General features: G+C 66.9%; 24 protein-coding genes. 7 read left to right on the forward strand and 17 right to left on the reverse strand.

All coding sequences use genetic code 11. From position 1 onward, the window contains the following. Nucleotides 1-167: 167 nt before the first annotated feature. The 6 genes from RTY46_RS10250 to RTY46_RS10275 all read right to left on the reverse strand — a co-directional run bounded on the left by RTY46_RS10250 (nt 168) and on the right by RTY46_RS10275 (nt 4066). Complete coding sequence (locus RTY46_RS10250; RefSeq protein ID WP_312708313.1) at nt 168-572, reverse strand: hypothetical protein; 405 nt, start codon at nt 570-572, stop codon at nt 168-170. A 44-nt stretch (nt 573-616) separates the two neighbouring features. After that, nucleotides 617-820, reverse strand: coding sequence for a PspC domain-containing protein (locus RTY46_RS10255; protein ID WP_312708189.1), 204 nt, complete (start codon nt 818-820; stop codon nt 617-619). Between the two features lie 63 nt (nt 821-883). After that, entirely contained in the window at nt 884-1252 is a 369-nt protein-coding gene (locus RTY46_RS10260; RefSeq protein WP_312708191.1) for a YfeK family protein, read from the reverse strand. A 33-nt stretch (nt 1253-1285) separates the two neighbouring features. Then, nucleotides 1286-2353: a class III poly(R)-hydroxyalkanoic acid synthase subunit PhaC gene (phaC, locus tag RTY46_RS10265; protein ID WP_312708192.1), complete on the reverse strand. Its 1068-nt coding sequence runs from the start codon at nt 2351-2353 to the stop codon at nt 1286-1288. After that, nucleotides 2350-3429: a class III poly(R)-hydroxyalkanoic acid synthase subunit PhaE gene (gene phaE / locus RTY46_RS10270; protein ID WP_312708193.1), complete on the reverse strand. Its 1080-nt coding sequence runs from the start codon at nt 3427-3429 to the stop codon at nt 2350-2352. Before phaE ends, phaC begins: the two co-directional genes overlap by 4 nt. A gap of 22 nt (nt 3430-3451) precedes the next feature. Then, nucleotides 3452-4066, reverse strand: a complete 615-nt coding sequence (locus tag RTY46_RS10275; protein WP_312708194.1) for a CDP-alcohol phosphatidyltransferase family protein — start codon at nt 4064-4066, stop codon at nt 3452-3454. A 345-nt stretch (nt 4067-4411) separates the two neighbouring features. On the opposite strand from RTY46_RS10275, the gene RTY46_RS10280 reads away from it, so the two are divergent. Then, a complete protein-coding gene (locus tag RTY46_RS10280) occupies nt 4412-5062 on the forward strand; it encodes a class I SAM-dependent methyltransferase (RefSeq protein WP_312708195.1) in 651 nt (216 codons plus the stop codon). 20 nt (nt 5063-5082) lie between these two features. On the opposite strand, the gene RTY46_RS10285 is transcribed toward RTY46_RS10280, so the two are convergent. The 3 genes from RTY46_RS10285 to RTY46_RS10295 all read right to left on the reverse strand — a co-directional run bounded on the left by RTY46_RS10285 (nt 5083) and on the right by RTY46_RS10295 (nt 7036). After that, complete coding sequence (locus tag RTY46_RS10285; RefSeq protein ID WP_312708196.1) at nt 5083-5571, reverse strand: 8-oxo-dGTP diphosphatase; 489 nt, start codon at nt 5569-5571, stop codon at nt 5083-5085. Between the two features lie 41 nt (nt 5572-5612). Further along, entirely contained in the window at nt 5613-6125 is a 513-nt protein-coding gene (locus tag RTY46_RS10290; protein WP_312708197.1) for a DUF1249 domain-containing protein, read from the reverse strand. Nucleotides 6126-6214: 89 nt separating this feature from the next. Further along, entirely contained in the window at nt 6215-7036 is an 822-nt protein-coding gene (locus RTY46_RS10295) for a pyruvate, water dikinase regulatory protein (RefSeq protein ID WP_312708198.1), read from the reverse strand. Nucleotides 7037-7180: 144 nt separating this feature from the next. Here RTY46_RS10295 and ppsA point away from each other — a divergent pair, with 144 nt between their 5' ends. After that, nucleotides 7181-9559 (forward strand): phosphoenolpyruvate synthase, encoded by a 2379-nt coding sequence (ppsA, locus tag RTY46_RS10300; protein ID WP_312708199.1) that lies wholly within the window; start codon nt 7181-7183, stop codon nt 9557-9559. A gap of 135 nt (nt 9560-9694) precedes the next feature. Next, complete coding sequence (locus RTY46_RS10305) at nt 9695-10588, forward strand: mechanosensitive ion channel domain-containing protein (RefSeq protein ID WP_312708201.1); 894 nt, start codon at nt 9695-9697, stop codon at nt 10586-10588. Nucleotides 10589-10659: 71 nt separating this feature from the next. On the opposite strand, the gene RTY46_RS10310 is transcribed toward RTY46_RS10305, so the two are convergent. Together RTY46_RS10310 and RTY46_RS10315 are read right to left on the reverse strand one after the other, a co-directional pair. Next, a complete protein-coding gene (locus RTY46_RS10310; RefSeq protein ID WP_312708203.1) occupies nt 10660-11775 on the reverse strand; it encodes an alkene reductase in 1116 nt (371 codons plus the stop codon). Nucleotides 11776-11995: 220 nt separating this feature from the next. After that, nucleotides 11996-12868 carry an EcsC family protein gene (locus RTY46_RS10315; protein ID WP_108749923.1) on the reverse strand — a complete coding sequence of 291 codons (873 nt, stop codon included), beginning with the start codon at nt 12866-12868 and terminating at the stop codon, nt 11996-11998. A gap of 121 nt (nt 12869-12989) precedes the next feature. Here RTY46_RS10315 and RTY46_RS10320 point away from each other — a divergent pair, with 121 nt between their 5' ends. Then, the gene (locus RTY46_RS10320) at nt 12990-13535 is read left to right on the forward strand and encodes a DUF4189 domain-containing protein (RefSeq protein WP_312708205.1); all 546 of its coding nucleotides are present in this window, start codon (nt 12990-12992) and stop codon (nt 13533-13535) included. 54 nt (nt 13536-13589) lie between these two features. On the opposite strand, the gene orn is transcribed toward RTY46_RS10320, so the two are convergent. Continuing rightward, on the reverse strand, nt 13590-14162 hold the full coding sequence (orn, locus tag RTY46_RS10325) for an oligoribonuclease (protein WP_312708206.1): 573 nt from the start codon (nt 14160-14162) through the stop codon (nt 13590-13592). 75 nt (nt 14163-14237) lie between these two features. After that, nucleotides 14238-14762, reverse strand: a complete 525-nt coding sequence (gene tadA, locus RTY46_RS10330; RefSeq protein WP_312708207.1) for a tRNA adenosine(34) deaminase TadA — start codon at nt 14760-14762, stop codon at nt 14238-14240. Nucleotides 14763-14890: 128 nt separating this feature from the next. On the opposite strand from tadA, the gene RTY46_RS10335 reads away from it, so the two are divergent. After that, complete coding sequence (locus RTY46_RS10335) at nt 14891-15094, forward strand: hypothetical protein (protein WP_312708208.1); 204 nt, start codon at nt 14891-14893, stop codon at nt 15092-15094. Between the two features lie 46 nt (nt 15095-15140). Here the strand turns inward: RTY46_RS10335 and RTY46_RS10340 are convergent, their stop codons facing one another. Continuing rightward, complete coding sequence (locus RTY46_RS10340) at nt 15141-15650, reverse strand: N-acetyltransferase (RefSeq protein ID WP_312708209.1); 510 nt, start codon at nt 15648-15650, stop codon at nt 15141-15143. A gap of 403 nt (nt 15651-16053) precedes the next feature. Between RTY46_RS10340 and RTY46_RS10345 the strand changes: the two genes are divergently transcribed. Further along, nucleotides 16054-16707, forward strand: a complete 654-nt coding sequence (locus tag RTY46_RS10345) for a hypothetical protein (RefSeq protein WP_312708210.1) — start codon at nt 16054-16056, stop codon at nt 16705-16707. Next, the gene (locus RTY46_RS10350) at nt 16704-18014 is read left to right on the forward strand and encodes an XVIPCD domain-containing protein (RefSeq protein WP_312708211.1); all 1311 of its coding nucleotides are present in this window, start codon (nt 16704-16706) and stop codon (nt 18012-18014) included. The genes RTY46_RS10345 and RTY46_RS10350 overlap by 4 nt, the downstream gene beginning before the upstream one ends. Before the next feature lie 69 nt (nt 18015-18083). Here the strand turns inward: RTY46_RS10350 and RTY46_RS10355 are convergent, their stop codons facing one another. The 3 genes from RTY46_RS10355 to RTY46_RS10365 form a co-directional block, all read right to left on the reverse strand. Then, nucleotides 18084-18944, reverse strand: coding sequence for a hypothetical protein (locus tag RTY46_RS10355; RefSeq protein WP_312708314.1), 861 nt, complete (start codon nt 18942-18944; stop codon nt 18084-18086). Nucleotides 18945-19252: 308 nt separating this feature from the next. Further along, nucleotides 19253-20260, reverse strand: coding sequence for an XVIPCD domain-containing protein (locus tag RTY46_RS10360; RefSeq protein ID WP_312708212.1), 1008 nt, complete (start codon nt 20258-20260; stop codon nt 19253-19255). Nucleotides 20261-20317: 57 nt separating this feature from the next. After that, nucleotides 20318-20854 (reverse strand): hypothetical protein, encoded by a 537-nt coding sequence (locus RTY46_RS10365; protein WP_312708316.1) that lies wholly within the window; start codon nt 20852-20854, stop codon nt 20318-20320. Nucleotides 20855-21135: the final 281 nt, after the last annotated feature.

Genomic DNA, 21135 nt, shown 5'->3' on the forward strand with positions numbered 1-21135 from the left:
TATTCATATAACCCTCGGGGTCGGATCAGGTGTCCAACTCCCGGGGGTCACTTCATGGAAGGGTTTACGGCGTCCCCCGCGAACCCAACCCGACCGACCAGCGCGACAACGTTGCATATGGCGACCCGCTGTCGCCAGCCACGAGGGGCTGCGCCGTTGGCTGGAACCTACGGCCACCAGCCGTGCCCGAACCGGGCGTAATGATCGGCCGCGCGCTCGAACGGGTTGCGTGCACTCACCCCGCCACACAGCAGGTACACCGGCAGGTACAACGGCCCCAGCACCAGGTACTGGTAGACGTGCGCCCGCTCGTGGTCATCCAGCCGGATCAGCGGTTCCACACCCCCCCCCGCCTGGTGCGCATAGGTGCGGCAGCACATGCCCAGATCGTGGCCGGTATGCAGGATCACATTGCCCAGGGTGATCGCCCCACCTGGGCCCCACGGCCAGCGGTCGAACACCAGCGCGCAGTCACGGCTGCTCCAGCGCAGCCGTGCCCCGCCCAGCAGACCGGCCAGCCCGCCGATCAGACCGATCAGCGTATTGGGCAGCGTCCAGGCCGCGCCCAGCATCTGCAGCGCGCGCAACCAGAGCGGCCAGGGCCGGGCGGCGGCGTTCAATCGGCCTCGTTGGGAATGAGCAGCCACAGGATCAGATAGACCAGAATGCCGGGAAACGCGGCAGAGGCCAGCGACACCAGCACATAGAGCACCCGCAGCAGCGTCGGGCTCCAGCCGAAACGGTGGGCGATACCGCCCATCACGCCGGCGATCATGCGGTCGTTCAGTGAACGCGACAGCGTTTTCGGCGTGGTGTTCATGGTGGTTCTCCAGGGTTACGGAAAAGGCAGTCGAGCTTGGCTCGACTCTACACCGCCCCCTGTCTACGGCGTGCGTTGGCGCAGGGCCTGCAGGCGGGCGCCGAACCAGGCGGCTGCGGTCTGCTCCGGCTGGTCCGGGCAGCGGATCCGGTACGGCTTGCCGCTCATGCTGCTCTGGCTGGCAGCCCGTTCAATGAACTGTTCGGCGGTATCGACCAGCTTCTTCTTCAGCAGGTAATCGTACTTGCGCTGCAGGTGCGCGCGCGCCGCGGCGGCATCATGCCAGCTGCCGTTGCGCTGGAACTGGCAGGTCGAGCCGTCCAGGCTGCCGATCAGCTGGGCGATCTCGCGCTGCGCCTGGGGATCGGGGGCGGCATGGGCGAACGGCACTGACAGCAGTGCGGCGAGGATCAACGGAATGCGGTACGTCATCATTTACCCAAGGCAGTCGAGCATGGCTCGACTCTACAGGTCGCGGGCCTTCAACCAGCCATCGATGGTGGCCGGCACTTCGCGCTGGGCGCGGCCGGACACATAGATGCCGATGTGGCCGCCGCGGAAACTGGACTCGGTGTAGTCCTGCGTGCCCAAGCGCCCGCGCATCGCGCGCGAGGCATCGGGCGGCACCAGATGGTCCTGCTCGGCATAGATGTTCAGCACCGGCAGCGTTACCTGCGACAGATCCACCGCCTCTTCGCCGATGCGCACGGTGCCGTTCACCAGCCCGTTGCCCTGGTAGAACTGCTTGATGAAGTCACGGAATGCCTCACCGGCCAGGTCGGGCGAATCGAAGATCCATTTTTCCATGCGCAGGAAGTCTTCCAGCGCCGCCTTGTCGTCCAGAATGTCGAGCAGGCCCACGTATTTCTGCACGTTCAAGCGGAACGGCTTGAGCATCAGGTAACTGGCGTTCATCAGGTCGGCCGGGATGTTGCCCAGCGTATCGACCAGCAGGTCCACATCGACCTGCCGCGCCCAGTGCGACAGCATGTTGTCGGCGGTATGGAAATCGACCGGGGTGACCATGGTGATCAGGCTGGCCAGCTTCTGCCGGCGCAGCGCGGCGTAGCACAGGGCGAACACGCCGCCCTGGCAGATGCCCAGCATGTCCACCGGCTCACCGCTGCGCGCACGCAGCGCATCCACGGCACCGTCGATGTAGCGCAGCAGGTAGTCTTCCAGTGTCTGGAAACGCTCGGAGCGGTCGGGGTAGCCCCAGTCCAGCACGTACACGTCCTGGCCCAGCGCCAGCAGCTTCTGTACCAGCGAACGGTCGGCCTGCAGGTCGACCATGTAGGGACGGTTCACCAGCGCATAGACGATCAGCAGCGGCCGGCGCCGGGTCGGCGCTTGTTCGCCAACGAAGCGATACAGGACCACCCTGCCATCGCGCCAGACTTCTTCGCGGGCCGTGGCACCGTAGTCCACGTCTTCCACCTGCGGCAGCAGCTTCAGCCCTTCCATCAGCTTGCGCTGCATGGCCAGGGTTTCCTGCATCAGGTCGTCGGCATTGAAGCCCAGCGGCCCTTTCATCGCGCACGCCCCTTCGTCGCGGCGCGATCGGTGGCCTTTCTGGGCTGCGCCTTCTTTGCAGGCGCCTGTTCCGGGGCGGCCTTCTTTGCCGGCGTCGCCTTCTTCGCCGCCTTGCGCGGCGCCGGCTTCACCTTCGCCGCAGCCGGCTGTGCCACCGGGTCAACGGCTGCCGTTCCGGCCAGCACCGCCACCTGTGCCTGCAGCCGGCGCAGGCTGCGCTCCAGCTCGGCAATGCGGCGGTGGGCAGCGTCCATCTCACTACGCGTCGGCAGACCGATGCGTTCACTCATCTGTTCCACCTCGCGTTGCAGGCCCGCGCGCAGGCGCATCTGCGCGTTGCCCAGCGAGGCATACACCTGCTGGAACGGCTCGGACAGGGCGACCTTGGCATACGCCTCTTCGGCCACTTCAATCCACAGATCGAACATCGCCCGCGCACTGGTCAGCTGGCTGCCCGGCTGCTCGTGTTCGGCCAGGCGCTGCTCGAACAGGGTAAAGGCTTCTTCCAGCGCCTGCTTGATCTGTTCCACATAGGCGCGCGAATGCTGCTGGTACTCCTCCTGCGCGCGCAGCAATGCCTGCCAGCGCGCCTGGTGCTCGCGGCCGGGACCGAAGGCCGGGCTCTGCAGCCACGGGCCGGCCTGCAGCTGCCATTGTTGCAGCCAGGCCGCGAACTCCGGCACCGATGCGCCGGCCTGGGTGCTGCCACGTGCACCCTGCAGCATCCACTGCAACATGCCCTCGCCCTGCCCGTTCACGGCCTCGCGCCAGGCCTGGGCCACATCGGCGCTGCTGGCGTCACGACCGGCAAAACGCGCGGCCACGTCCTGCATGGTGCCGTACCAGCTGCCGGCCTGTTCGCGGAAGCGGCGCAGCGCATCTTCAGGCGCGCCCTGCCCCTGTTCGGGCAACAACTGCCCCCACCAGTCGAACAGGCGCTGCCAGCTGGCCGGGTCATCGCCGGCCGGTGCGCCCGGTGCGCTGGCGTGGCGCAGGGCATCGCCCCAGGCGCCGAAGTACTGTCGGGCCAGAGCTTCAAAATCGCTGCTGCCGCCGTCGTGGGCCGAGCTGGTCATCGTGCGCCTCCGCGGGGCTGCATCAGGGCTTGGGAATGCGCAGGGTCTTGCTGATCATCAGCGAGCCGGACAATGCAAACAACAGCACCATCGGGTGCAGCTGCCACGGGCCGATCTGCCACTGCCCGAACCAGATGTCACGGCCGATGGCATCGGTGCCGGCCGCGATGGCCAACACGATCACCAGCGCCAGGCTGGTCGGAATGGGCGTGCCCTCGAAATACTTCACCTTGCCCTCGTCACCGGACATCGCCTCGGCGGTCACGTTGTAGCGGGCCAAGCGGCTGACACCGCAACACACGAAATAACTCAGCACCAGCCAGTCCCAGCCGCCCTGCATGCCGCAGGCATAGGCCAGCGCCGCCGGCGCCACCCCGAAGGAAATCACATCGGACAGCGAATCCAGCTCGCGGCCCAGGGTGGAGCTGGATTTGCGCCAGCGCGCGATCCGGCCGTCCAGTGCGTCGAAGATGAAGGCCAGCGGGATCAGCGCCATGCCGAACAGCAGGTACGCGCGCTCGCCATCCTGCAGGAAGCGCATCGCGGCAAACACCGCACCGGTGCCGCAGAACGCATTGGCCAGGGTGAACCAATCGGCCAACTGGAATTCGCGCAGCATCGAGAAATGACGTTTCATGGAATCTCACGGGGCATCAAGGGCCACAGGGTACCGCGACCACCGACGCGTACAACAGCGCGGCAAGGGCCGGCCTTCACCCGGCCCTCACCACTGCTCACCTGCGGTGAATTTTTAGCCACCCATCTTGACAGCCTAGGGGGGTGGCGCCTGCCACGGCTTATCCACAAAGTTGCCCACGCGTAATCCACACCCCCTGTGGACAACCCGGTCGCAGAAGCTGCGACCCTGGCTATTTTCTCATCACCACGATGCGGGGTTTTCCTACTTCCCAATCCCGTCGCACCCCGCTATGGTCAACGGCGGACCCGCCGCCGCCACGTCCGAACCCTTTGTTCCTGGACGATGTTGATGCTGGATGCACGTACGCTGGCCGCGCAGTTGCGGCAGCCCCATGGCGAAGCCGCGCTGGCCGTGGGCGAATCGATGAACCGCAGCAACGCGGCGCTGAACCAGGCGGCCATTGCGCTGCTGGCGGTCACCACGCAGGAACGGGGGCTGGAAATCGGGCCCGGCAATGCGGCCTTCGCGCCCCTGCTGCTGCAGGCCGACGGCAGCAAGTACCTGGGCATTGAGCTGTCCTCGGCCATGGTCGAGGCCGGCAACCAGGGCCTTGCGTCGGCGGGACTGGCCGACCGCGCCACACTGCGGCCCGGCGATGCCCACGCCCTGCCGGTGGCTAATGCCTCCATCGATGCTGCGCTGGCGGTCAACACGCTGTATTTCTGGCCGGACCTGGCGCCGGTACTGACCGAGATCGCCCGCGTGCTGCGCAGGGGCGGTCGGCTGTGCCTGGCCTTTGGCGATGCCACCTTCATGCGCAGCCTGCCCTTCAGCGAGGACTTCCAGCTGCACGAACTGGACGCCGTGGAACTGGCGCTGCGCGTGGCAGGCTTCAGTGTGTGCGGCTGGCGCGCGCATCGTGAAACGGCGGCCGGCAACGATGGGCAGCGCCGCGACAAGCATTTCCACCTGCTGCTGGCGCAGCGCCGCTGAGCCACCCCGCCGCGCCGCGCTCAGAGGCGGCTGAACGACCAGCTCTGCATGCGCCCGTCGCGGTACGGCATCACCCCGTGGAACGGTCGCGGGTCGGCATCGAACACCAGCGGCAGGAAGTTGCGGTCGCCTTCCCACATGGGCAGCGCGTCGAGCTTGTCCACGTCCACCCATTCCAGGGTGCCTTCGTGGTTGCCGCCGTGCGGGGTGCCCTCGAAGCTGTCGATCACGAACACGAAACCGAACCAGTCCTCGCCGTGCTTGCCGAAGCCCGGCCAGCTGATGGTGCCGCGCAGGCGCATGGCCGTGCAGTCGATGCCCGCTTCCTCGGCGATCTCGCGGCGCATGCCGGCGGCCACGTCCTCGGTGGGTTCGACCTTGCCCCCCAGGCCGTTGTACTTGCCCAGGTGATGGTCACCGGGCCGGGTATTGCGGTGGATCATCAGCACCTGGCGGCGGTCGGGCGACAGCACATAGCCCAAGGTGGCGACGATCGGGGTGTACGGCATGGGGCGGATCCGGCGGCGGGTAAGCCCACGATTATGGCCGATCAGCGCACCAGCGACAGGCGGCGTTCGGCCGAAACCGCCGCCGGGCCATCGGGGTCGCGGCGCAGGGTGGCCACGCCATGGCCGCGCTCGGCCAGGTATTCCAGCCACTTGCCCAGGAAGGTGTTCATGCGCATGCGGTGGTTGATCAGCTCGGCCGGCGGCGGGTACAGCCCCATGGTGTCCTGCCAGCGGCGGCCCACGTAGCAGTGGGTAGTCTCGGCCTGGCGGGCATCCTGGTACAGGCGCACATACGCCGAGGGATCCGGCTCGCCGGTCACCGGGTCGGCCAGATCATAGGTCAGGCGCAGTTCCACCGTGTAGCGGTGGCATTCGATCACGTCCAGGCGTACATCCAGCCCATCGCCCACCGAGGAAACGTAGCTGCCGGCCGTCAGCTCGGCCGGCGCGAACAGGCGCACCAGATGCCGGTAATTCTCGGCATACAGGCCCATCAGCCAGCTCAGCCGGCTGAGGCGGGGAATGCGTTCGGTACGGGGCGAGGCGTGGGCCATGGGTCGATCCTACACGTTGGCCATACAACGTGGGGGCTGACCCGCAAAGGCCAACCCCTGGCAGCGCCGGGCCCGGCGGGCCGCACCGGTCAGTACAGCTCGCGCTGCAGCCCCAGCGTGGCCAGCACCTTGCTGGAAATCTCCTCGATCGAGGTATGGGTGGTGCTCAGGGTCGGAATACGCTCCATCTGGAACATCACCTCGGCCGCGGCCACCTCACGCTTGCAGGTGTCCAGGTTGGCATAGCGCGAATTCGGCCGACGCTCCTGGCGGATCTGCTGCAGGCGGTCCGGATCGATCGTCAGCCCGAATAGTTTCCGACGATAGTTTCGCAGCCGCGGCGGCAGGCGGTCGCTTTCCAGGTCCTCGTCGGTCAACGGGTAGTTGGCCGCGCGCACCCCGTAATGCAGGGCCAGATAGATGCAGGTGGGGGTCTTGCCCGCCCGCGACACCGCCACCAGGATCACGTCGGCGTCGTCGTAGTTCACCGCGATCCCGTCATCGTGGGTCAGGGCGAAGTTCATCGCATTGATGCGGCGGTGGTAGGTATCGAAATCGACCATGCCGTGGGCCTGGCCGACCCGGGCCAGGCGCGGGCTGGCCAGCTCCCGCTCCAGCGGCTCGATGAACGGGGCGAACACATCCAGCATCAACGCCCCGCTTTCGGCCAGGATCAGGCTCAGGCCCTGGTCCACGCAGCTGTTCACCACGATGGGCCGGACCTGGTAGCGCTCCCCCGCCGCCTGGATCCGGGAACAGGCTTCACGCGCTTTTTCAGGGTCATCGACAAATGACATGCGGTCGGTAATGAAGCTGAACCCGGTGAACTGGGTGAGGAGGCTATGCCCAATGGTTTCAGCGGTGATACCGGTTCCATCGGAAACGTAGAACACCGGTCGGATGGTCGACATGCGCGCTTTTACCCCATACGAAGCCTAAAAAGGCCGCCAGCACAAGCTTGTGCCGGCGGTGGTATGCCCGGCATCATATCGGCTTCTTCCTACGGACGCGGCCACTCAGCCCGCCTCGGGCGATGGCCAAACGGAGCATCGCGCTTGAACGAGAACATCCTGTGGTTGCACGAACTGCGTCTGGCCGATCTGGCCCGCGTGGGCGGCAAGAATTCGTCCTTGGGCGAGATGATCGGCAACCTGGCCGGTCTGGGCGTCTCCGTCCCCGGTGGCTACGCCACCACGTCTGAAGCCTTCAAGGACTTCATCGCGCATAACGACTTGTCCAAGCGCATCTTCGACAAGCTGGCCACGCTGGACGTCGAAGACGTGACCGCGCTGACCGCCGCCGGCAAGGAAATCCGCAGCTGGGTGATCGATGCGCCGCTGCAGCCGCAGCTGGACCAGGACATCCGCAGCGCCTACGCCAAGCTGAGCGCCGACAACGGCGGCGGCGACGTGGCCGTGGCCGTGCGCTCTTCGGCCACCGCCGAAGATCTGCCCGATGCCTCCTTCGCCGGCCAGCAGGAAACCTTCCTCAACGTCACCGGTGCCGACGATGTCGTGCACAAGGTCAAGGAAGTGTTCGCTTCGCTGTACAACGACCGCGCCATCGCTTACCGCGTGCACCACGGCTTCAAGCATGAAGACGTGTTCCTGTCTGCCGGCGTGCAGCTGATGGTGCGCTCGGGCGTCGGCTCCTCCGGCGTGCTGTTCACCCTGGACACCGAATCGGGCTTCCGCGACGTGGTGTTCGTCACCTCCTCGTTCGGCCTGGGCGAAATGGTCGTGCAGGGCGCAGTGAACCCGGACGAGTTCTACGTCTACAAGCCCACCCTGCAGGCCGGCAAGCCGGCGATCCTGCGCCGCTCGCTGGGCAGCAAGGCGATCCGCATGGTGTATTCGGACGTGCCCGGTGAGCGCGTCAAGATCGAGGACACCCCGGCCGAACTGCGCAGCACCTTCTCCATCAGCGACGAGGACGTGCAGGAACTGTCCAAGCAGGCGCTGGTGATCGAAAAGCACTACGGCCGCCCGATGGACATCGAGTGGGCCAAGGACGGTGTCAGCGGCAAGCTGTTCATCGTGCAGGCGCGCCCGGAAACGGTGAAGTCGCGCAGCCACGCCACCCAGATCGAGCGCTTCGCGCTGACCGAAAAGGGCGGCAACGTGCTGGCCGAAGGCCGCGCCGTCGGCGCCAAGATCGGCTCGGGCGTGGCCCGCGTGGTCAAGACCCTGGACGACATGAACCGCGTGCAGCCCGGCGACGTGCTGATCGCCGACATGACCGACCCGGATTGGGAACCGGTGATGAAGCGCGCCTCGGCCATCGTCACCAACCGTGGCGGCCGCACCTGCCACGCCGCCATCATCGCCCGCGAACTGGGCGTGCCGGCCGTGGTCGGTTCGGGCAACGCGACCAAGGTCATCGAGGATGGCCAGCCCGTCACCGTCAGCTGCGCTGAAGGCGATACCGGCTTCATCTACGAAGGCCGGTTGAAGTTCGAGCGCACCACCACCGACCTGGGCAACATGCCGGCGGCGCCGCTGAAGATCATGATGAACGTGGCCAACCCGGAACGTGCCTTCGACTTCGGCCAGCTGCCGAACGCCGGCATCGGCCTGGCCCGTCTGGAAATGATCATTGCCAGCCACATCGGCATCCACCCGAATGCGCTGCTGGAATACGACCGCCAGGACGCCGCGACCAGGAAGAAGATCGACGAGAAGATCGCCGGCTACGGTGATCCGGTCAGCTTCTACGTGAACCGCCTGGCCGAAGGCATCGCCACCCTCACCGCTTCGGTCGCACCGAACCCGGTGATCGTGCGCCTGTCGGACTTCAAGTCCAACGAGTACGCCAACCTGGTCGGCGGCAGCAACTACGAGCCGCACGAAGAGAACCCGATGATCGGCTTCCGCGGCGCCAGCCGTTACGTCGATCCGAGCTTTGCCGCCGCTTTCGCGCTGGAATGCCAGGCCGTGCTGCGCGTGCGCAACGAAATGGGCCTGGACAACCTGTGGGTCATGATTCCGTTCGTGCGCACCCTGGAAGAAGGCCGCAAGGTGGTCGAGGTGCTGGCCCAGAACGGTCTGAAGCAGGGCGAAAACGGCCTGAAGATCATCATGATGTGCGAAGTGCCGTCCAACGCACTGCTGGCCGATGAGTTCCTGGAAATCTTCGACGGCTTCTCGATCGGTTCCAACGACCTGACCCAGCTCACCCTGGGCCTGGACCGCGATTCGTCCATCGTCGCGCACCTGTTCGACGAGCGGAACCCGGCGGTGAAGAAGCTGCTGTCGATGGCCATCAAGTCGGCGCGCGCCAAGGGCAAGTACGTCGGCATCTGCGGCCAGGGCCCGTCCGACCATCCGGATCTGGCCGAATGGCTGATGCAGGAAGGCATCGAGTCGGTGTCGCTGAACCCGGACACCGTGGTTGATACCTGGCTGCGCCTGGCCAAGCTGAAGGCCAACGGCTGATGCCGTAGTGGCAGGGGCTGACGTCGTGTTCATCGGCGTCCGCCCATACTGCCCTTGCATGCAAACCCCGCTGCGGCGGGGTTTGTTGTTTCTGGCGTGCGCGCACGCCGACGCCGCCGCTGCAAAGGAGCCCGCATGACTGCCACTGCCCCGCCCGCCCCCGCCCCTGCTTCCTGGTTCCATTCCATGGACTGGGAGCGCCTGCTGGAAACGTATGGTGTACCGCTGCTGGCCGCCATCGTGGTGCTGCTGGTCGGCATGTGGGTGGCACGCAGAGTGTCCAACACCCTGCCGCGTGCCACGGCACGAGTGGGCATGGATCCGATGCTCGGCAACTTCATGCGCAACGTGGTGTATTCGGCCTCATTGGTGATCGTGGTGGTGCTGGCCATCAACACGCTGGGCGTGCCGATCTCCCCGCTGCTGGCCGTGCTCGGCACCGCCGGCCTGGCCGTGGGCCTGGCGCTGAAGGACTCGCTGTCCAACATCGCCTCGGGGGTGATGCTGGTGACCCTGCGGCCGTTCCGCGTGGGCGATGTGGTCACCGTGGCCGGGCAGACCGGCACCGTGCGCGAAGTGCGTATCTTCCAGACCGTCATCACCGGCGCCGACAACCAGCACACCACCATCCCCAACACGCTGATCACCGCCGCGCCGATCATCAACCTGACTGCCGAACCCACCCGCCGCGTCGAACTGGTGATCGGCATCGGCTACGAAGACAGCATCCAGCTGGCGCGCGAAACCGCCATCGCCCTGATGAAGGCCGACAGCCGCGTGCTGCCTTCGCCCGAACCGGACGTAGTGGTGTACGAACTGGGCGACCATGCCATCAAGCTGGGCATCCGCTGCTTTACGAAATCGGCCGACCAGTTCGGCACCAAGGTCACGTTGCTGGAGCAGATCAAGCTGGGCTACGACAAGGCCGGCATCAATATTCCGTACCCTCAGCAGGACATGCACCTGTACCTGCACGGCAAGGATGGCGGCGTGCTGGAAGCCGATGCGCTGGTGCGCGACAAGCCCTGATCGGCAGTGCCGACCAACGGTCGGCACCTACCGGCATCGGTAGCGCCGGGCCACGCCCGGCGGATGCGGATTCAGGCCTCGACGGCCTCTTCCAGCGCTGGGTAATCGATGAACCCGGCGGCACCGCCGCCGAAGTACGTCGCGCGGTCCGGTGCGTTCAAGGCCGCGCCGGTACGCAGGCGCTCGGGCAGGTCCGGGTTGGCGATGAACGGCCGACCGAAACCGATCAGATCCGCCCACCCCTCGGCCAGCGCCTGCTCGGCGCGCTCGGCGCTGTACTTGCCGGCGTAGATCAGCGTGCCCGGGTACACCATCCGCAGCGCCTGCTTGAACGCCACCGGCATCACCGGCGCGTCCTCCCAGTCGGCCTCGGCGATGTGCACGTAGCCCACGCCCAGTTCGCCCAGCAGGTGCGCGGCGGCAAGATAAGTCGCCTGCGGCGTGTCATCCACCGCACCCTGCAGGGTGGTCAGCGGCGCCAGCCGCACACCCACGCGATCACCACCGGCCACCGCCACCACCGCCTGCACCACTTCGCGCAGGAAACGCAGGCGGTTCTGCAGCGCGCCACCGTAGCCATCGGTGCGCTGGTTGGCCTGCGAATCGATGAACTGGTTGATCAGGTAGCCGTTGGCGCCATGCAGCTCCACGCCATCGAAGCCGGCAGCCAGCGCATTGCGCGTGGCCTGGGCGTAATCGGCGATGATGCCGGGAATCTCGTCCTCGGCCAGCGCGCGCGGCATCGAGTGCTGCAGCATCTCGCCTACCCCGGCGTCCGGGCCGGCACCAGTGGGGTCCACGAACACCTTCACGCCCTCGGCCAGCAGCGCCGACGAAGACACCGGCGCGGCGCCATCGGGTTGCAGGGCCACGTGCGAAACGCGGCCCACATGCCACAGCTGCGCGTAGATGCGGCCACCGGCGGCGTGCACCGCATCGGTCACCTGCCGCCAGCCCTGTACCTGCTCGGCGCTGTGAATGCCCGGCGTCCACGCATAGCCCTGGCCCTGCGGGCTGATCTGCGTGCCTTCGCTCACGATCAGCCCGGCGCTGGCGCGCTGCGCGTAGTACTGCGCCATCTGCGCGGTGGCGACATTGCCGGCCGCCGCCCGCGAGCGAGTCATCGGCGGCATCACGATACGGTTGGGCAGGCGCAGCGGGCCCAGGCGGTAGGGGGTGAACAACATGGCGGCATCTCGTGCGGGGGATTGCCCACAAGAGTGGGGGTACCGCGCACGGCGCAACAGACGCAATCTGGCAAAACAGTTGTGCCGCTCAGGCAAGGATGAAGGCCGCCCCCGCGGTAGAGTCGACCGTTGGTCGACTATCGCGCGCAGCGCGGGCTTACATCGCGGCTCGCCCAGAAGCAGTCGACCAACGGTCGACTCTACCGGCTACGCTGCGCGGCTACAGCGTCGGCTCGATCAACGCCCCACCATGGGCAATGCGGTCGTAGCACGCGCGTACCACATCCTCGCCGTACTTCAGCTCCAGCCGGCGCACGATGAAATGGCCACGGGCCATGTCCTGGTAGTAATCGGTGAACATCGTATTGAGCGTCGCACCGGCCGCGGCGCCGACAATCGGCACCGCCTGCGCGGCGAACTTTTCAGTCACTACCACGCCGAAGCGCGCCGCCACCTTTTCCACCAGCTTGGCCAGCAGCTTGCCGGCTTCCTTCGGCGCCACGCCCAGGGTCAGGTCGCGCCCGGTCACCACGCGACCGGCCAGTTCGGCCGACAGATGCCGCATCACATCGGTGGTGAAACCGCGCGCCAGGTAATAGCCGGTTTCGCTGGCGTCATCGCGCGGCGAATTGCCGCCCAGCGCGAACACCTCCAGGCAAGCCTGGCGCGTGCTGAACTGCGACAGGTCGAAGCCCTCGCTGCGGGCAACATCGGCCACCGCGCGCATCATGATCGTTGTCGACACCGGCAACTCGATGAACAATGCGGCAAAGCCGAACGCACCTCCCACCGCACCCGAGGTTGCCGCCGCCAGCTTGTGCCAGCGCGTGGAGGCCGATTTGCCCGGCGTGTTGCCCATGCTCCACAGCGCCGCCTGCGCGGACTTCGACAGCGCCGCCTCCACCGCGCCATGAATGCGCCCGGAGATCGCCGTCGGTAGCGCCTTCACCGCAAACTCCAGCGGCGTGCCAACCAGGTTGGCCATGCGCGCCGTGATGGTGGGCGCCTCCAGCAGCGCGACCGCCCGCTGCAGGTCGCCCCAGTCCTGGGCGTCGTGGGCGATATCGCGCGGCAGCAGGATCGGCTCGTTCATGGGGCCGATCATAGCGCCGGTAAGTTGAACGTTTGGTGGTGGCCCGGACAGCGCGGGGCTATGATCGTGGCAACCGCCCGGTCTGCCGGGCACCACGGATGAACCATCACAAGGACGCACCATGCACGCACGTTTGTTGCTGATCGCTTGCTTCTTCCTGGCTGGGCTGGGCTTTTCACAACACGCCCACGCTGAAGGCAATTGCCCCCAAGGCTACTACCCGATTGGCGGGCAGGGCGTTGCCGGCTGCGCCCCGATTCCTGGCGGCGGAACAGGCGGCAGCGCTTCGTCGTACTTCAGCAATGTCAGAAAAGTCCCCCAGTGGATTGCCTATGCGCGTTCGCCGGATGGCCGCGTGCTCGGCTGGAGCGTTTTCCAGCACAAACAGAGGGGCGCCAACAAGCAGGCAATGAAAGCCTGCAACGCGCGCAGCGGCCAGAAGTGCGAGATCGTCGCTTCCTTCACTGGCCAGTGCTCGACCGCGCTGCAGCACAGTGACACCGGGCAGATGGAAGTGGTGGTGCGTGGATTCTATGACAGCTTTGACCCGACCAGCGAAGCCGCAAGACAGATCTGTCCCCATGGCTGCCGGGTGGTCACATCCGACTGCGCCCGCGATTTCTACCCAGTAGGTGGCCCCGACCGCGGGCCTAACTGGTATCCCTGAGACGAAGCGCCGCGCTTCAACACGGCGCTGCCGGCCAGTGGCCGGCACTACCGATCAGGCGGTCGGCAGGCCCGACAGTGCGCCCATGAACTGGCGGTAGTGGCGCAGTTCGGCAATCGAGTCGTGCACATCGCTCAGCGCGGTGTGGTTGCTGTTCTTGGTCAGCCCGGCGGCCACGCTCGGCGCCCAGCGCTTGGCCAGTTCCTTCACCGTGGACACGTCCAGGTTGCGGTAGTGGAAATACTTCTCCAGCCGCGGCATCTGCCGGTGCAGGAAGCGGCGATCCTGGCAGATCGAGTTGCCGCTCATCGGCGAAGCACCGGCCGGAATCCACTGCGCCAGGAAGTTGATGGTCTGCGCTTCGGCCTGGCCCAGCGTGGTGGTGCTGTCCAGCACGCGCTGCCACAGCCCGGAACGACGGTGCTGGTTGCGGTTCCACTCGTCCATCGCTTCCAGCGTTTCCAGCGTGTGGTGGATGGCGAATTCCGGGCCTTCGGCCAGCACGTTCAGCTGGGCATCGGTGACCACGGTGGCGATCTCGATGATCGAATCGTTGTCGGTATCCAACCCGGTCATTTCCAGGTCGATCCAGATCAGTCGTTCGTTGGCCGCGCCGTTCTCCACCATCGTGTCGCCTCGTTGCTGGGCAGGCAGGGCGCCCACCGGTAAAGGAAAGAGGCGCCCATCATACCCTTTCGCTGCTCAGGCCTCGTCGGCGTGGTTCTCCAGCAGCAACGGTGGCTTGCCACGCTTGGCACGGAAGTAGTTGGTCAGGCGCAGGCTGGCCTCCTTGGCCAGCACGCCGCCATGGATCTCCACCCGGTGGTTGTGGCGCGCATCGCCCAGCAGGTCGAATACGCTGCCGCAGGCACCGGTCTTGGGGTCGCTGGCGCCGTAGACCAGGCGTGACACGCGCGCATGCACGATGGCCATGGCGCACATCGCACACGGCTCCAGCGTCACGTACAGGGTGCTGCCGATCAGGCGGTGGTTGGCCAGCACGCGCCCGCCCTCGCGCATGGCGACGATTTCAGCATGCGCGCTGGGGTCGTGGCTGGCGATGTTGAGGTTCCAGCCCTCGCCCAGCACCTGGCCGTCTGCACCCACCAGCACCGCGCCCACCGGAATCTCATCGAACACGTGCTGCGCACGCTCGGCCAGCGCCAGCGCGTGGCGCATCCAGTGTTCGTCCGCATCGTGCACGGGCACGCCCAGGGAATCGCTCATGGTGGTTCTCGTAGTGAAGACCCGGCCACGCCGGACGGCCGGCATTGTACGCCCCGGGCACGTGCATGCAGGGTGGCCGGCCGCTCACAATCCTGGATTCGACGTTTTCCAAGAGAGGAGTGCCCGCAATGGGGAGTCAGATGCTGTTCTTCATCTTCGCCACTGTCATGGGCGTGGTGTGGATCCTGGTGCCGTTCGCGATCTTCGGCGTGCGCAGCCTGATGCGCGAACTGCTGGCCGAGCAACGGCGCACCAACGAACTGCTGACGCATATCGGCGGGTATCGCATTCCGCCGCCGGCGCCGGAGCCGCGCCCGTGGCAGGCACCGTGACGTTGGGGTCAGATCCGTTTTCCATCGGAAAACGGATCTGACCCTATTACAGCGGCGCAGCCGCCTCGAACGCCGGCGAGTAATGCACTTCGCCTTGTGCCATCGGCGGCCGCAGGCACAGGGCCTGGAAGTACTCCGGGGGTACGCCCGGCAACGTCAGGCCCGGTTCGGCACGAAAACCAAACCGACCGTAGTACGCCGGCTCGCCCAGCAGCACACAACCGTGTGCCTGCTGGCTGCGCAGCGCATCGATCGCCGCCTGCATCAGCGCCGCCCCCACGCCCTGCCCCTGCAGCGCCGGCAGCACGGAAAGGGGACCCAGGCCAAACCAACCGGCACTGCCGTCACTCACCGTCACGGGCGAAACGGCCACATGCCCCATCACCTCGCCATCGCGCTCGGCCACCAGCGAAACGGTCAATTCGCGCCGGTCGCGCAGCGCATCCACGATGAACTGCTCGGTGTGGCTGCTGTGTTCGGCCTGGCCGAAGGCGGCCTCGGTCAGTGCATGGATGGCGGCCACGTCGGCCGGTTGCTCGGGGCGGATGAAAGGCATTGCAAGGACTCCATGGAAGCGCGCACACCATGGCGCGGCCTTTGGATTCACGCAACCGCAACGTTGGCCCGCCTGCGCCCGCAGTGTGAATTGTTGATACACCTCACGAATTGAGACACCCATCCGCCGGAGCATCCACGTTACGGCCTGTGCCGCAAGTCCTTGTAAGGAAAGGCGTTTCCGCGACCTGGGCCGAGCCGGACGCGTCAAATCAATGACATGACCGGGTCGCAAGCGGTGGCACCGTGTCGGCATGGCCTCCCATAATCAAAACTCCCGTCCCCAAGGAAAGGAGACCTGCCGTGCACATTGCGTTGGCGTTCGCGCGCACGGCTGTACTTCCGCAGACGCTGCCTGCCGTGCTGCCGCATTGTCCCTGCCCCGCCGCACAGGGGGCCTGAGGATGCGCGGCCGCACATTTCCCTGCGTTGTTCTGTTGCTGCTGATCGCCTGCAGCCCGGAGGCTCTCATGTCCCAGGAGTTTGATTCCGCCGCCGCCAACGTCGCCCAGGGAGGGCGCGGCCTGGCAAAGCTCAACCCCACCCCGCGCAAGGCCTATGAACTGGTATTGCGGCTGGCCAATCCCCCCGGCGATTTCGCCGTGGTCGAGGGCGTGGCGCAATACGACGTCACCAACGAAGACCAATGCGGCTATATCGAGCCGGAAACCGGCACGCCCGCACGCATCACCAGCCAGGAGCCGGTGACCCTGCGCAAGGTGGCCGACAATGAATATCGCGGCACCGTGTACCTGGACCGCATGCTGGATGAGGACTACTACGGCCGCGGGGTCTGCACCTGGTCCTTCAGCGGTGCCGGGGCCATGCTCAAGGCCACCGGTGCGCAGGGCGAAACCCGCTTCCTGTCCTTCCTGGACGCCGATCCGTTCGTGGGCGGCGGCACTGAAACCCGCCACTACCCGCGCGGCGACTACCCGCGCGTGGCGGACATGCCCGACTACGGCGCCAGCGGCCAGCAGGACCCCAACCGCTTCCGCGCCGAACTGCGCGATGCCCTGTTCTCGGCCACCCTCAGCGCGCACGAGGTCAGCCCATGACGGTGACCAGCCAGGACTACGCCGCGCTGGCCAGCGATGCCTACCGCGATGAACGGGTGGGCCGGCACGATCCAGCGCAGGAGCAGCCGGTCACCCTCAACGGCCACGCCTACCGCGTGCTGGAACATGCCAACAACCGCCTCAACGGCTACCAGGGCACCATCTACCAGCGCGTGGACACGCACGACATCGTGGTCGCCCACCGCGGTACCGAACAGATCGGCCGCGACGGCATCCTCACCGATGGCGGCATGGTGCTGGCCCGCCGCAACCGGCAGGCCAACGACGCGCTGGAACTGACCCGGCACGCCCTGGCCTATGCGCAGAAGGAAGGCCGGGATCTGGGCCAGGCGCCCGAGGTGACCGTGACCGGGCATTCGCTGGGCGGCACACTGGCGCAGATTTCCGCCCACCATTTCAACCTGAAGGGCGAAACGTTCAATGCCTACGGCGCGGTCAGCCTGACTTACCGCATTCCAGAAGGCGGCCACAACGTGGTCAACCACGTGATGGCGGCCGACCCGGTCAGCGCGGCTTCGCAGCACTTCGGCGAAGTACGCATGTACGCCACGCAGAAAGAGATCGACACGCTGGGCAGCTGGGGCTTCAGCAACAGCCGCTTCCGCGCGCTCATTCCCGACAGCGCGCTGGGTGCCGCCGCTTCGTCGCTGGGCTCGCACAAGCTGAGCAGTTTCCTGGGCGACGACTCGGTGTTGAACACCGCCGGCACGCAGGATCTGGCCCGCGACAACAGCCGGATGATCAGTGAGTACCGCAACGAGGTGGAACGCGTGCGCCGCGGCATCACCATCGGTGCACGCGGCATCACTGGCAACCTGTACGACATCTACGACCACAGCCGCGGCCCGCTGCAGCCGGGCGAACCGGCACGGCGGGACGCCCCGGTGGCGCCCTTGCCAGACATCACGGACCGTGACCATGCAGGCAACCCGCTGTTCAACGATGCCCTGCGCGGCGTACACGCGCTCGATGCCCATGCCGGGCGAAAACCCGATGCAATGAGCACGCAGCTGGCCGGTTCGTTGGCAGCAGAAATGCACGCCGCCGGTGGCCGGCGCATCGACCAGGTGGTGATGAGCAACGACGCCTCGCGCAGCTTCGCCGTGCAAGGCCAGAGCGGCGACCCCGGCCATCTGCGGGTGTCGGTGGATACCGTCATTGCGACCCAAACGCCACTGGAACAGAGTAGCCAGCGCATCGATCAGCAGACCGCGCAGCGCCAGAGCCAGGAGCGCGACCAGCAGCAGGAGCTGGTGCAGAGCCAGGCACGCGCCCTGCCCTCCTGACCGGCGACGGCATGCGCAAAGGGGAGCCGGACCTGCCGGCTCCCGTTCGTGCAGCACGCACTGGCGCAGTTACCGGCTTGAGATCGCCGCGGCGCTGTCGCCGGCCGCGTTGTCGGCCGTGACGTAGACATCCGGGCCCGAATCCGGGAAGCCGCCACAGGCGCGATCACCCGGTGCCACCGGGTCACACGGCCACTGACGCCGCGACACGCGCTCGCGCAGCTCGAAATTCCGCCCGTTCCACACCACAAACGCCAGATGTTCGCGATTCCAGTCGCTGAACGCATGCGGGCCGGTCTTCTGCGGCGATTCCGGGTACTGCACGTACCAGCGCAGCGCCGGACCGTACTGCAGCTTGCTGTGGTCCAGCAGCACCCGCCCTTCGCGCGCCTGCACGCGCGCGCGGTCGTCTTCGGCGATCAACGGTGCCGATGGCATCAGCCTGGCGGTCACATCGTGGGCCACGCCGTCGGCTCCCATCTGGTACACGCGCTGGCTGACGTAGGCCTGCCGGCAGGCACCGGCCGCCACGCGCACCGGCTCGGGCCGCGCATCGGCCGGCAACGCGCGGTCGGCGCATTCGAACGGCGCCTGCACCAGATAGGTGGTGATCGCCGGATCAGCGCCTTCGAACGAGCGCACCCAGATGTCGCCCAGGCGGGCGATGAAATCCGGGCGCTGGCCAAAGCCGGCAACCGCCTTGAACCATACGCGCTGGCGCACCTCGCGTTCGCGCCAGGCGCGCGGCAACAGGATGTCCTGCTCCGGTACCGCCACCAGCAGCGCCGCCAGATGCGCGGGCGGCGTGCCCTGGCAGGCACCGATCATCAGATCGCCCTGCGGGGCCAGGCGTCCGGCCAGATCAACCGGGCAGCGGGCACCCAACTGGCGTTCGCTGGCCTGGTCGGGCGGCAACGGCACCACCGCCAATACAGGCGCGGCGGCGGTGGCCGCCGGCGCAACGGCTGGGGCCTGTGCGGCCCCGGCCACCGCCGGCACCTGTGCCGGAGCCTCGGTGGCGACCGGCGCTTGCTGTGCCTGCGCCAGCGATGCAGTCAGCGCCAGTGACAGCGCCCACAGCGGCGCCAGGCGAGCGCCGCCACGCGGTCGATGCGCGGCCCCACGCCGCGCGCAAGATTCATGATTCTGCATGTTGTGTCCCTACAAGGAAGTTCCATGAAGGCGCCCGCAGGCACCCAACCCATGCGATCCCGCGCCTGTGCCCAGGCGGACCGCGCTTACACCGACCGCGAACGCTGCTGTTCCTGCTCGCGGTTGACCGATGCCGACTGCTCCTGCCGGCTGGCAGCCTCGGCAGCCAGTTGCCGGCTGCTCTCGTCCAGCGATTGCTGCGCGGCCTGCGCGCGCTCCACGGCGCAGCGCTGCATGGCCGGATCGCCCATGCTGCCCTGCACGGCAAACAACATGCGCCCGTCGGCGCCCGCCACCACGTGATCAATCTGCTGCAGCCCAGCCTTGTGCGCGCCTGCCGCCAGCGCCGCGGCGGCGTTGTCCAGTTCCTGCGGCGTACGCAGGCCACTGCGCTCACCGAGCTGCTGCAGCCCCGTACGGGCGCCCACGAACAGGCCGTGCCCGGCGTGCGCCGGATCGGTCACGTCACGCGCGACCGGCGCGCGCTCGCCCACTTCGCCACGGCCCAGGCGCTCCATCACCTCGGGGGTCAGCTTCTGCTGCCAGCCGTCGAAGCGGCGCAGCCGGTCCTCCACCCCGTTCATGGCGCCGCTGATCGCGTAGGTGGCCTCGCGCACGTCCTCGCGCGCCTGCGCCGGCACGTGCTGTTGCCACTGCCAGACCGCAATGCGGCCAGCGTGCTCGGGTTGCGCGGCCAGCTCGGGGTGGTTGAGCAGATCCAGATCCAGTGCCTGGCCTGCGCGTGCATAGGCCTCCTTGCCGGTCAGCGGCAGATAGCCACGCCCGTGGTAGGTCAGCGCATCGCCCGGGACGTCGTTGCCCAACCGGCCGCCATACATCAGCTCGGCCAGTGCGCCCGGGCGCCCGCGCAGGGCCTCCTGGCGTGCCGACTCCAACGCTTCGTTACCGTTGCGCCACGCTGCTTCCACCGGGATCTGCGAGATGCCACGGGTGTAGTTGAAGCTCTCGTTCAGGCGCGACAGGCCACGCGACTCATGCCCCGCCTGGGCCATGAAGTTGGCCAGTTCGCGGGGCGAATCGATGCCTGCAGCCGTCGCCTGCCGCAGCAGTTCCGACTCCCTATCCCTCGACACGGTGCCACTCCTGGGTCGTCATCAGCGCGGGTTCCTTCCCGCCGGTTGAAGCTTGGCTCATGGAAGCGTCACCTCTGCGACGCTGGCCGGATCGAAATCCTCGAACCGCACCCGGCCGATCTCGGCCGCCGAGAATTCACGGATGCAGGTCGCCTCGGTTTCGATATCCACCACCTTGCGCCGCACGGTATCCACCCAACAGTCCCGCTCAGCCGAGGCATAGCGGAAGGTATAGACGCTGCTCCAGCGCTGGCGGCTGCCACCATTGGTGATCACACTGAAGGTGTCTTCCTCAACCATTGCATACGCAAAAGGATCGCCCGCCAGGCCACCACGCGTTGAACACGGCACCAGCTTGTCGTTGCGCGCGGCCAGCTGCCAGCGGCCGCCGCCGTCACCGCGCAGCAAAAGCAGCACCCGGTTCGGGCCGTGCTGGCCCGCCACCAGGCCTTCCGGCGCGGGCTGGTCGATTACCAGCAACTGATACTGCACACCCTCGCCGTTGCGCGCGCCCCTGACGGCTTCCAGCAGGTTCGCACCAGAGGGAACGAATGCCAGGGCATTGTCCATCTGCGCGCCACTCCGGTTTTCCATCCCCTCCCACTCCTTCAAGGTCATGCCGCCGGTGCCCAGCCACTTTGCAGGCACGGACGCCCGGCCCACCGGCCCCGGGCCGTCCGCCGAAACGGATCATAGCCGTGGCGCCGTCGCCGCGGCGATGGTGGTACGCGTCACCGTGGGACGGGGAAGACAGAGTCCTCATGGACGGAAAAGCTCCTGCAGGCGGCAACAGCGGCGCGTCATTTTTCTGACGCGCAGCGAGCTTACCGCGAGGAGGTTTGTTGCGTCGAAAACAAGCAATCAAAGAGTGCTGT

Source organism: Stenotrophomonas sp. (genome assembly GCF_032056425.1).
GTDB lineage: Bacteria > Pseudomonadota > Gammaproteobacteria > Xanthomonadales > Xanthomonadaceae > Stenotrophomonas.

Coding starts and splice junctions, on each gene's coding strand:
- RTY46_RS10250 (WP_312708313.1), bottom strand. CDS start 572: ATGCTGGGCGCGGCCTGGACGCTGCCCAATACGCTGATCGGTCTGATC.
- RTY46_RS10255 (WP_312708189.1), bottom strand. CDS start 820: ATGAACACCACGCCGAAAACGCTGTCGCGTTCACTGAACGACCGCATG.
- RTY46_RS10260 (WP_312708191.1), bottom strand. CDS start 1,252: ATGACGTACCGCATTCCGTTGATCCTCGCCGCACTGCTGTCAGTGCCG.
- phaC (WP_312708192.1), bottom strand. CDS start 2,353: ATGAAAGGGCCGCTGGGCTTCAATGCCGACGACCTGATGCAGGAAACC.
- phaE (WP_312708193.1), bottom strand. CDS start 3,429: ATGACCAGCTCGGCCCACGACGGCGGCAGCAGCGATTTTGAAGCTCTG.
- RTY46_RS10275 (WP_312708194.1), bottom strand. CDS start 4,066: ATGAAACGTCATTTCTCGATGCTGCGCGAATTCCAGTTGGCCGATTGG.
- RTY46_RS10280 (WP_312708195.1), top strand. CDS start 4,412: ATGTTGATGCTGGATGCACGTACGCTGGCCGCGCAGTTGCGGCAGCCC.
- RTY46_RS10285 (WP_312708196.1), bottom strand. CDS start 5,571: ATGCCGTACACCCCGATCGTCGCCACCTTGGGCTATGTGCTGTCGCCC.
- RTY46_RS10290 (WP_312708197.1), bottom strand. CDS start 6,125: ATGGCCCACGCCTCGCCCCGTACCGAACGCATTCCCCGCCTCAGCCGG.
- RTY46_RS10295 (WP_312708198.1), bottom strand. CDS start 7,036: ATGTCGACCATCCGACCGGTGTTCTACGTTTCCGATGGAACCGGTATC.
- RTY46_RS10305 (WP_312708201.1), top strand. CDS start 9,695: ATGACTGCCACTGCCCCGCCCGCCCCCGCCCCTGCTTCCTGGTTCCAT.
- RTY46_RS10310 (WP_312708203.1), bottom strand. CDS start 11,775: ATGTTGTTCACCCCCTACCGCCTGGGCCCGCTGCGCCTGCCCAACCGT.
- RTY46_RS10315 (WP_108749923.1), bottom strand. CDS start 12,868: ATGAACGAGCCGATCCTGCTGCCGCGCGATATCGCCCACGACGCCCAG.
- RTY46_RS10320 (WP_312708205.1), top strand. CDS start 12,990: ATGCACGCACGTTTGTTGCTGATCGCTTGCTTCTTCCTGGCTGGGCTG.
- orn (WP_312708206.1), bottom strand. CDS start 14,162: ATGGTGGAGAACGGCGCGGCCAACGAACGACTGATCTGGATCGACCTG.
- tadA (WP_312708207.1), bottom strand. CDS start 14,762: ATGAGCGATTCCCTGGGCGTGCCCGTGCACGATGCGGACGAACACTGG.
- RTY46_RS10335 (WP_312708208.1), top strand. CDS start 14,891: ATGGGGAGTCAGATGCTGTTCTTCATCTTCGCCACTGTCATGGGCGTG.
- RTY46_RS10340 (WP_312708209.1), bottom strand. CDS start 15,650: ATGCCTTTCATCCGCCCCGAGCAACCGGCCGACGTGGCCGCCATCCAT.
- RTY46_RS10345 (WP_312708210.1), top strand. CDS start 16,054: ATGCGCGGCCGCACATTTCCCTGCGTTGTTCTGTTGCTGCTGATCGCC.
- RTY46_RS10350 (WP_312708211.1), top strand. CDS start 16,704: ATGACGGTGACCAGCCAGGACTACGCCGCGCTGGCCAGCGATGCCTAC.
- RTY46_RS10365 (WP_312708316.1), bottom strand. CDS start 20,854: ATGGAAAACCGGAGTGGCGCGCAGATGGACAATGCCCTGGCATTCGTT.